This window comes from Endozoicomonas sp. ONNA1 (assembly GCF_024606325.1).
In the GTDB taxonomy this organism is placed as follows: domain Bacteria; phylum Pseudomonadota; class Gammaproteobacteria; order Pseudomonadales; family Endozoicomonadaceae; genus Endozoicomonas_A.
In genome coordinates this window covers 1-10,559 of the sequence record NZ_JAHHPN010000256.1, presented here as the reverse complement: position 1 = coordinate 10,559, position 10,559 = coordinate 1, and the positions used below count along the sequence as shown (strand labels likewise).

6 protein-coding genes are annotated in these 10,559 nt (G+C 46.6%); all 6 read right to left on the bottom strand.

Annotated features, from left to right (window positions below; genetic code table 11):
- Positions 1-205 precede the first annotated feature (205 nt).
- Entirely contained in the window at positions 206-1,981 is a 1,776-nt protein-coding gene (locus KDK19_RS06115; RefSeq protein ID WP_257255513.1) for a hypothetical protein, read from the bottom strand.
- Positions 1,982-2,259: 278 nt separating this feature from the next.
- Positions 2,260-3,792 carry a hypothetical protein gene (locus KDK19_RS06110; protein ID WP_257291560.1) on the bottom strand — a complete coding sequence of 511 codons (1,533 nt, stop codon included), beginning with the start codon at positions 3,790-3,792 and terminating at the stop codon, positions 2,260-2,262.
- 97 nt (positions 3,793-3,889) lie between these two features.
- Positions 3,890-5,386 (bottom strand): hypothetical protein, encoded by a 1,497-nt coding sequence (locus KDK19_RS06105; RefSeq protein WP_257291559.1) that lies wholly within the window; start codon positions 5,384-5,386, stop codon positions 3,890-3,892.
- A gap of 165 nt (positions 5,387-5,551) precedes the next feature.
- Complete coding sequence (locus tag KDK19_RS06100) at positions 5,552-7,165, bottom strand: hypothetical protein (protein ID WP_257291558.1); 1,614 nt, start codon at positions 7,163-7,165, stop codon at positions 5,552-5,554.
- Positions 7,166-7,319: 154 nt separating this feature from the next.
- A complete protein-coding gene (locus tag KDK19_RS06095) occupies positions 7,320-8,813 on the bottom strand; it encodes a hypothetical protein (RefSeq protein ID WP_257255517.1) in 1,494 nt (497 codons plus the stop codon).
- A gap of 142 nt (positions 8,814-8,955) precedes the next feature.
- The gene (locus KDK19_RS06090; protein WP_257274616.1) at positions 8,956-10,473 is read right to left on the bottom strand and encodes a hypothetical protein; all 1,518 of its coding nucleotides are present in this window, start codon (positions 10,471-10,473) and stop codon (positions 8,956-8,958) included.
- Positions 10,474-10,559: the final 86 nt, after the last annotated feature.

Sequence of the window (10,559 nt, the reverse complement as noted above, 5' to 3'; positions counted from 1 at the left end):
TCCTCAGAAGCAGAAATTTTTATCCTCAATTTCTTGCAATCCTCGCTACGGACGCATAAGTCCGACAGGCTGCTTGCACTTCCTGAACACTATGGGCCGAAGAATGATCGGTTCGCAGTGCGCTGGATATACCTTTCAGGTTCCCACGCCGATGTATGGGAACCGGAGTTTTGCCAAGGCCTTTTCAAGCCGGAGAGGTTAAGAGTCATAGAGATGACAATATAGCCAGAGTGGTTATTACGCCTATAGCAGAAGTCACTGCGGCTTTACGCGCTGATGAAGTGGGAACAACTGTCGTATTTATACTTGATGGAGTGGGGAGTGATATTGTATTTGATGAATTGGAGAGTGATGTTGTGCTTGATGAGTTGGTGGTCACAACTGTGCTTATATTCGATGCATCGAGGAACGCATTACTACCCGCAATGAAACCAGAGAATGTATTGACTTTCTGGCAGACTTCCGTGGCAAAGTAGAACTGACCCAAGAGGTTGACCAGTCCGGTGCAGGCAGTGGCTGGGGAATCATTTATGGCGGTCCAGATATTCACGGTTGTTTGAGTGGGAATTGGCCAGACATCAGGTGAACTCATGACTTTTTCGCACAATCTTTGTTTAGTCATGTCATCCAGCGTTATGTGGGCTGCTATCAAACTGAACCGTTCCAGCGGCTGCCACCAGGGTCTGATTGCCCGCAGGTGGTTACAAACCAGGTTCAGAGCAACTTGTCCACTGATGGTTAAAGCGGTCTGTGTTGTTTTGATCTGATTGCCAATCAGGTAAAAAAGAGGAAATCTTGTTTCGTTTTCTGTGGTTCCTACAAAAACGAATCCGCCTTTGCGAACAGGGTCGAGATTTGTAATACCATGATTGGAAATGTCTACCGTGTTTTTGAAGACATCCATGCTGGCTTTGGGACCCAGTCTGAACTCTCCCGCCTCCGCCATATCGCCCTGGAATGTATTCCCAATAACAGCTAACAGACCTGACCTGTTCCTGATGGCAGGAAGATTAATGAGTATTCCCTGGTCAGGAATAACATCAGCAATCAGACGACTTTGAAGCGTAGTGTACTTTTTACCAATGATCGTGTTGTTGGCGAACTCCAAACCCGGACCTCGGTGCCAATAAAAGACCGATAAATTCAGAGGTTCCTTGCAGTCAAGGTTAACTGCGGCCCGGCTGGGAATATGAAATACGTTCTCTTCTAAAATCAGTCGCCGGTTGTAGCATTCTGCGTAAATAATGGACTCAACTGATGGAAAGTTATTCTCTCGAGTTGGACTGAAAGTAACGTGTCGTATATTACTGCTTCTTCTTTCTCCAAACCGGAAGTTATCGGGAGCTCCAACCCTGACCATGTACCTGACCATATATCCTGGCCGATCCCTGATAATAATTTCATAACCTTCATCAGCAGCTCCTATGATGTCCTGGCCGTCTTTCAAACGAATCTCGTCGTCGATAAAGTACTCGACCGTGGTTTTCACTGGCACAGGGCTTGCGGATGAAGAAGGCATCACTGTCGTGCTGTTTGACTGAACTACCGGGTTAGAGGTCGTATTCGTATTGACGGAAGCGCCAGCAGGGAAAGAGATGTTAGCAGGAGTAGGGGCATAGACAGAGACAGAGGCAGAGGCTGAGACAGAGGAAGTGACAAGGCTGGGGGTACTGGGGGTAGGGACGGTTTCCGAGGAGAGCAGGATGACGGTGTTCTCAGGAATCCGTTCTACCAACTTGTTTAGATTCTCTGTCGGATTGGCTTTTAGAATAATGCACTGTCGATTGTAAATAAGATCGCTATAAAGGCTTATTTGCCTGTCAACCCCCATTGACTGGGGTGAAAGATGTTCGCACAATTCTGTAGAGAGGGGGGGCTGAGTAGAGGGGCTTACGCTTGTAGATTGAGCCTGTAAGCTCAGAGCCTGTAGGAGGAGTATAGGAGTGATTAAACGGGCTAAATAACATTGCAGTTTGATCATGTTCAGAACTCCCGGTCAGGCCCCTAGATAGGAAGCCTAGTCGCTGCATTTCTACTTATCCATTAATACGAATAAGATGTTGCGAGGAAACAGGTGGACTATGCCGTCTCCTTCTCTCCATTATTTTGAGTCACCTCATGAAATAACCAAGTCGCCTACCCGAAAAATCCAGTGGATTGCCTGTCGGCAACCACTGATTAAGAGGGTTAAGTGCTTTTTCCCAGAATTCCGGTTCTGACTCCTGAGCCACTCATAGAGCCCGTTCCTTAGCTAACTGGTTATAAATTCAACAACACAGCCAGGGAGGCCATGACACCCAGAGCAGTGCTTATGGTCGTTGCATCTACAGATGATACAGTGGAGATCCTGTCGGAGCTGGACTTCGTAACAATAATGGTCACTGTCGGGCAGATACTAATGACTGTCGGGCAGTGGTGTGTAAAGTCAAAGAAGAACGTACCTACAAAGTTGGTCATTCCACTCAAAGGGGCTGCTGTGGAATTGTTGATGGCCGACCAGGAATTCACAATATGACAGTATGTGGGTGGACTGATTGATGCGCTAATTACGGTTGGACTCACGCATTTTTCGCACTCACCTGCCAAAGGCAGTGGATTAAGGGCTGTGACGTTTTTTAGTTGAGCGTGTTGCCATGGATTGACTGCCTGCAGGAAGTTACAAGCCAGAGCCAGTGCGATCAGTGCCTCAATACTTATAGCGGTGTCTGTTACGCGGATCTGATTGCCTGCCAGATTAAAGCGAGGAGGTTTTGCACCAGTATCTGTAATGCCAGTAAGAATAAAACCACCTTTTTGAGTTTGTTGACCACGAAGATCAAGATGTGTCCCGCCTGAGTTGTCAATGTCGATCGTGTTTCTGAAAATATCGATACTGGTTCCGGCTCCAAGACTAATCTTACCCACATCTGCCATCCTGCCTTGGAATCTGTTATCAACAATAGCGATTTTCTGTGACTGATTATAGATGGCAGGAAGAATAATATTTATCCCATACAAGGAGGTAATGTTGTGTGGTCCTGCGCTGAAAGTTTCACCTATTATCATGTTATCCGCAAACTGCAGGCCAGGGCCTGTGCGCTCGTCATCAGCAGATGCATCCAGAGATTTTCTGCAATCAAGTTCAACTCCGTACCAGTCAGGAAGATAGAATAGGTTGTTGGCCACAATCAGTCTGTGGTTATAGCAATATGCGAGAATAATACTTTTAATGGGTCTGTGGCCATCAGGTTCAGATGGCTGAAAAGTGATGTGTTTTATATGATTGTCTCTCGTTTCTCCAAAATGGAAGTCGCTTCTGTTTCCATGTCTGATCATGAACTGCTCTTTAAAACCTGTGGAAAGTGTGGTCACGATTTCAAAACCCTTATCAGCAGCCCCAATAATGTCCTGACCAGCCTTTAAGATTATTTCACTGTCAATGAAGTAACTAACCGGGGTTTTACCTGTCACAGGGTTAACGGATGGGGAAGGTGGCACTCCTTGGGGAGTGCTGGAAGAGAGTAGTATCACGGTGTTTTCAGGAATCTGACTGATCAATCTGGCAGTATCTACTGTGGGGTCTGCATTAAGAACAATGCACTGTCGTCCGCGAACAAGGCGACTATACTCGTCTAGCCGTTGGCGAACCCCCATCGTTTGTTCTGAAAGAGACTCGCACGATACCGTCGGATAGGGTGTTGAAGCTGTCGGGGATGTTGTTGAAGGTTGAAACGTCTGAGCCTCTGTAGAGAGAGCCTGTAACAGAAATACAGGGGCGATTAACCTAGCCAGATAACGTTGCAGCTTGAGCATTTTCAGGATTCCCTGGAATAGTCTATTGGAATCCTGGACGCTGCATTCAAAATTAGCCATAAGCCTGTGCTACCGTCTCAGTTCACATAATCTCAGGTTATAGATTCAACAATACAGTCAGAGTGGCCATGAAACCCAGAGCAGTTGTCATGACGGTTGTACCCTCTGATGCAGTGGTGATCTCGTCAGTATTATTAAGCACTCTGATATGATGGGTAGCAGTCGGCATAGGGAGTGTCGGGCAGACTGCTGCGTCAAAGATGATCGGACCGTCGAAGTTTTCCAGTCCACTCAAAGGCGTCGCTGTGGAATGAGTGATGGCAGTCCAGGTATTCACAATCTGGTGGCAGGGTGTCATGGGAGTGGTAGCATTTGAGCCTGGGAGTTTTTTGCATTCATCTGCCATTGATAATGGATCAATGGCTTTCAGACTGTAGTAACTATTAATTTGATTCCAGAGATTAACGGCCCGAAACTGATTACATGCCAGTGTCACCGCAAGATGTCTATTGATGTTTATAGCGGTTGAAGTCAGTTGGATGTGGTTGCCAGCAAAATTAAAGAGAGGAGGTTCTGCACTGGTATTTCTGAGACCCAAAAGAGCAAAGGCCCCTCTTCGAAACTGTCGATTTAAATGAACTTCAGAACGAGTCCTGCCTGTATTGTTAATGTCGATAGTGTTTCTGAAGAGATCTGCATTACTTCCGGCTCCAATCGTAAACTCAGCCACTTCAGAGACTTTGCCCCTGAATGTGTTCTCAACAATAGCGATCTGTTTTGACTGTCTCTCGATGTTAGGAACACTAACAAATAATGCTTCCGTGGGAATCACGTCGTTGTTTAATGCCCTCAAGGTTTCACCTACGAAGGTGTTATGGGCTAAATGAATGCTTGGGCCCGGGCGCAAATTATTGGCAGATGCATCCAGGGCCTCTCGGCAAGAAAAGTAAACCGCAGCCCAGGTTGGAAGGTGGAATACGTTGTTTTCTATAATCAGTCTCCGGTTATAACATTGTGCGTAAATAGCAGAGTAAGTTGCATTGCGGGCATTTGCCTGAGTTGGCCGGAAAGTAACGTGTTTTATGTGATTGTCTCTTGCTTTTCCAAACTGGAAGTCATCACTGACTCCAACCCCGATCATATATCTCTCAGTAAAACCAGGATGCAGAGCGATGACGATTTCAAAACCATCATCAGCAGCCCCGATAATGTCCTGACCTTCCTTTAAAAAAATATTATCGCTAATCAGGTAACCTACAGAGGTTTTACCCGTTACAGGCGTCACAGTTGGAGAAGTGGTTCTGGAGGACAGCAGGATAACGGTATTTTCTGGTATCCGTTTTATCGACTCACTCAAATCATCAGCGGGCTTGGCGCTGAGAACAACGCACTGCCGTCCACGAACAAGCTCATTATACTGTTGTAGTCGTTGCATGACCCCCATCGATTCTCCGGAAAGAGAACCGCACGATACTGTTGGAAGAGGCGTCAAAGTAGCAGGTGCGCTGGTCGAGGTCTGAGCCTGCAGAACCAGCGCCTGAAACAGGAATAAAGGAGCTATCAACCGGATCAAATTACGATGAGGCTTCGACATATTCAGAACTTCCGGGAAAGCCTGAGAAGAAATCCTAGTCCACGTATCTGTAGCTATCCATTAATATCGTGAATATATTTCAAGAAAATCAGACGTTCACAGGCCGGGAGCATGGGAACCATAGTGTTATGACAGCCTCTTTAAAACGTGAGAAATGGGTTCAGGTCACCGAATGAATAACAGGCTCAGTGTGGTCATGATACCCAAAGCGGTCGTCGCGGAGGTTCTTCCCGCTGACGAACTGGTAATATCATCAGTGACGTTTTGACACTCAAACAAAATGAGAATTTCATCAGTGTCGTTTTGACCCGCTGGTGTCGAGCTAATAACAGCAGGGGGTGAAGTGACTGTCGGGCAGATTGATGGGTCAAAGTAGAACTGACCCTCAAGGTTAGTCAGTCCGCTGATAGCAGTAACCGAAGAGTCATTGATGGCCGTCCAGATATTGACAATCTGGCAAAGTGTTGGTGGAAGGGTTGTCATGCCAACGTTTGAACTCAGGGCGTTATTGCACTCACCGGCCAGTGGTAATGGATTCATGGCTTTCAGGCTGTATTTTTGTTGCTTTTGTCGCCACGGACTGACTGCCTGCAGATGGTTGCAAGCCAGAGTTAGCTCAATCTGTGCCTCGACACTTATAGCGGTATCTGATACTTCGATCTGATTGCCCACCAGATTAAATTGAGGAGGTTCTGCATTGGTATCTGTATGACCAATCAAACCGAACCCTCCTGTTCGTTGAACTTCTCCTCTAATAATTTCCCGAGATGTCTTGCCAGTATTGTTGATGGCGACAGTGTTTCTGAAGATGTCCATATGGCCTCCGGGTCCAAGAATAAATTCACCCGCCTCTGCCATCTTTCCCTGGAATGTGTTCTCGATAACAGCGAGTTCCGCTGTCTGGTTTTTGATGTTTGGAAGTTGAATAAATATCCCTCTTAAGGGTATGAAGGTGACTTTAGACTCGCGGATGGTTTCCCCCTTGACCGTGTTATTGACGAACTTCAGGCCAGGACCACTGCGCAGACCACTCGCCGATGCATCCAGAGATCTATAGCAATCAATTCTCACTCCGATCCAGTTTGGAAGATGAAATACGTTGTTTTCTATAATCAGTCTCCGGCTATAGCATTTCCCAAAAAAAATAGAATGAATAGGGTTGTAACCCTTAGGTTCAATTGGCCAGAAAGTAAGGTGGCCTATATAGCTGTCTTTTATTTCACCAAACTGAAAAGTGCTTCTTTTTCCAACCACGATCATATATTGATCCAGGAAATTTTCGCCAGGCGAAATGACGATTTCAAAACCGTCATCAGCAGCCCCAAAAATATCCTGACCGTCTTTCAAAACTATTTCACTATCAATAAAGTAGTTAATCAGGATTTTACCTGTCGCAGAGGTAACAGACGAAGAAGGCTTCACTGTAGGGGGCGTCATGGAATGGGTCGTCCTGGAGGGGGGCGTCCTGGTAGGGGGCGTTCTGGAAGAAAGCAGTATCACGGTGTTTTCCGGAACCCGTTCGATCAATTGAGCTAAATCCTCTGTCGGGTCGGCATAGAGAACAATGCATTGTCGTCCACGGACAAGTTCGCTGTATTGGTTTAGCCGTTTCTGAACCCCTGTCGTATTTCCTGCAAGAGTCTTGCATGGCACTGTTGCAGCGGGTGATGTAGAAAAAGGGGCGACAAATTGAGTTGTGTTCTGAGCCTGAAGGCCAGTGGGCTGTGAAAGAAGTAGAAGAGCGAACAACTGGGCCAAATGACGCATCAAAATAATCATTTACAGGACTCCCGGGAATATGTCGACTGGCATCCTGGCATTTATACGTATCCATTGAGGACGTGAAAATATTTCAGGAAAATCACATGTTCACACGCCGGGATCATGGGAACCAAAGCGTTGCAACAGCTTCTTTAAACGGGAGAAACTCTGGTTATTGAATCAATAATAAGTTCAGTGTGGTCATGATACCCAAAGCGGTCGTCGTGGCGGTTGTACCCGTAATAACAACAGAGTGTGAAGGGGCTGCCTGGCAGATGGCCGGGTCAAAGTAGAGCTGACCCTCGAGGTTGGTCAGTCCTTTTAAGGCAGTAGCCGGGGAGGCATCAATGGCCGTCCAGGAATTCACAATCTGACAGAGTGCAGATGGATGGCTGGTTGTGCCAACGCTTGAACTCAGGGATTTTTTGCACTGGTCTGCCAGAGATAATGGATCAACGGCTTTAAGGCTGTATCGATGTTTTTCCTGTCGCCAGGGTTTGACTGCCTGCAGGTAGTTGCAGGCCAGGGCCAGTTTCATTTGTCCATCGATATTGATGGCTGTATTTCTTACACGGATTTGATTGCCAGCCAGGTTGAAGAGAGGAGGTTCGGCATTTGAATCGGTAATACCCTTGAAAGCGAAACCATTTTTTTGCATACGATGTCCCATTTGCACTTCATGAGCGTTTGTGCCTCTATTATCGACGTCGATTCTGTTTCTGAAAATATTGATGCTGCTTCCTGGCCCAAGAGTGAACTTTCCCACTTCTGATATCTTGTCCTGAAATATGTTGTCAATAATAGCGAGCTTCTGTGACTGATGCTTGATGTCAGGATGATGAATAGTAACCGCTTCCGTTGGAATAAGTTCTCTGCCTCCCTGGCTATAGCTTTTGCCTTTTACTGTGTTGTGGGCAAACAGCAGGCCCGGCCCGGTGCGCATATCATTGGCCGACGCATCCAGAGATTGACTGCAATCAAGTCTGACTCCACTGTCTTTCGGAAGATGAAAGACGTTGTTTTCTATAATCAGTCTCCGGTTATAGCATTTCCCGAAAACAGTAGAGTGAATGGGTCTGAGGCCCTTAGGCCCTGTTGGCCGAAAAGTTATGTGTCTTATATTGTTGTCTTTTGTTTCTCCAAACCGAAAGTTACTGGTGTCTCCAACTCTTACCATAAATTGATCTGTATAACTTCCGTCAGGCATGATGACGACTTCGAAACCGTTGTCTGCTGCCCCGATAATATCCTGACCGTCTTTCAAAATTATCTCACTGCCAATCAGGTAATTAACAGGGGTTTTACCCACCACCGGGGTAACGGAAAAAGAAGGTTTCATGGTGGTGGTCGTCCCGGAGGAGAGCAGTATCACGGTGTTATCACCAAGCCGATTGATCAATTGAGCCAGATCCCCTTTCGGGTCGGCACTAAGAACAATACATTGTCGTCCGCGTACCAGTTCACTGTATTGGTTTAGCCGTCGCTGAACCCCTGAAGTCTGACTGGTAAGGTTGTCGCACAATACCGTCGTTGGCGGCAGGGTTGTCTGAGCCGGCCTTGTGTATTGAGTCGTGTTCTGAGTCGTGTTCTGAGCTTCCGGACTCAGAACCTGTAACAGGTATAGAGGAGCGATTAATTGAGCTAAATGATGATGCAACTTAATCATTTTCAGGACTCCCATGAAAATGCTGACCTGAATCCTAGCCTATGAACTTATACCTATCTATTAAGGATGTTAAAACATGTCCGGAATATCGCTGGCTGCTGTTTTTGAGGCAGCTTCTTTATAGCGCAGAGGCGAGTTCAGGTTACAGATTCAACAACAGGGCCAATGTGGTCATAATTCCCAAAGCGGTCATAGTGACGGTTGTGCCCTTAATAGCAGCAGAGATTCTGGTTGAAGTGCTTGTCTGGCAACTGGCTGAGTTAAAGTAGAACTGCCCCTCGAGGTTGGTCAGACCACTGATAGTACCCGCAGGAGAACCATTGGTAGGCGTCCAGGTATTGACAATCTTACAGAATGCAGATTGTGGTTTAGTGGCTCTTTGGTGAAATCTCAGGGGCTTTTTGCAATCGCCTGCCAGAGGGAATGGATCAATGGCGATCAGGCTGTATTTATGTTGTTCTTGTCGCCAGGGTTTGACTGCCTGCAGGTGATTGCAGGCCAAAGCCAGTTTAAGTTCTCCATCGATATTAATGGCTGTATTTTTTACGCTGATCCGATTGCCTGCCACATTGAAGAGAGGGGGGTCGGCATCGGAATCGGCATCGGCATCGGCATATTCATCGGTAAGACCCGCGAGAGCGAAGCCATGTTTATGTGCACTGTGTCCCATGATCCATTCGTGATAGGTTGTGCCACTATTATCGACGTCGATAATGTTTCTGAAGATATTCATGCGGCTTCCGGACCCAAGAGTGAAATGTCCCACTTCTGATATCTTGCCTTGGAATACGTTGTCAATAACAGTGAGCTTCTCTGACTGATGCTTGATCCCGGGATAAGAAACAGCTAATGCTTCCAATGGAATAAAGTCTAAGTTGCTTATCAGGCTGTAGCTTTCGCCTTTAAATGCGTTATTGGCAAACAGCAGGCCCGGTCCGGTGCGTAAATTATTGGCCGATGCATCCAGGGTTCCTCTGCATTCAAGTCTGACTCCGATCGATTCTGTAAGATGGAATACGTTGTTTTCCATAATCAGTCTCCGGTTATGGCATTCTCCATAAACAATAGAGTTAACGCGTTTAAGTGTATGGCCTTCAGGGCTATTGTCACGGAAAGTTATGTGTCTTATGTTGCTGTCTTTTGTTTCTGCAAACTTAAAGTCGACGTAGTCTCCAACTCTGAGCATATATCGATTTGAATAACTTTTATCGGGCATGATGACGACCTCGAAACCATCATCAGCAGCCCCAATAATATCCTGACCGTTCTTTAAAAGTATTTCACTGCCAACAAAGTAATTTACGGGGGTTTTACCTGCCACCGTAGCAACGGAAGGAGAAGGCGTCATGGTAGTGGTTGTGCTGGAGGAGAGCAGTATCACGGTGTCGTCTGGAAGCCCGTTGATCAATTGAGCTAAATCCTTTGTCGGATCGGCACTGAGAACAACACATTGTCGCCCGCGAACCAGTTCGCTGTATTGGCTCAGCCGTTGCCGGACCCCTGAGGGCTGCCCGATAAGGCTGTCGCATAATACTTTTGTCGGGTAGGTTGTACCAGAAGGCGTTGTGGGTTTAACTGCGTTCTGAGCTCCCAGACTCAGAACCTGTAACAGGAATAGCGGAGCGATTAGCTGAGCTAAATGATAATGCAACTTAATCACTTTCAGGACTCACATGAAAATGTCAACCTGAATCCTAGCAGCCTGTCGGACTTAAGGCTGTCCTACTGCGGTTGCAATAAATTGGT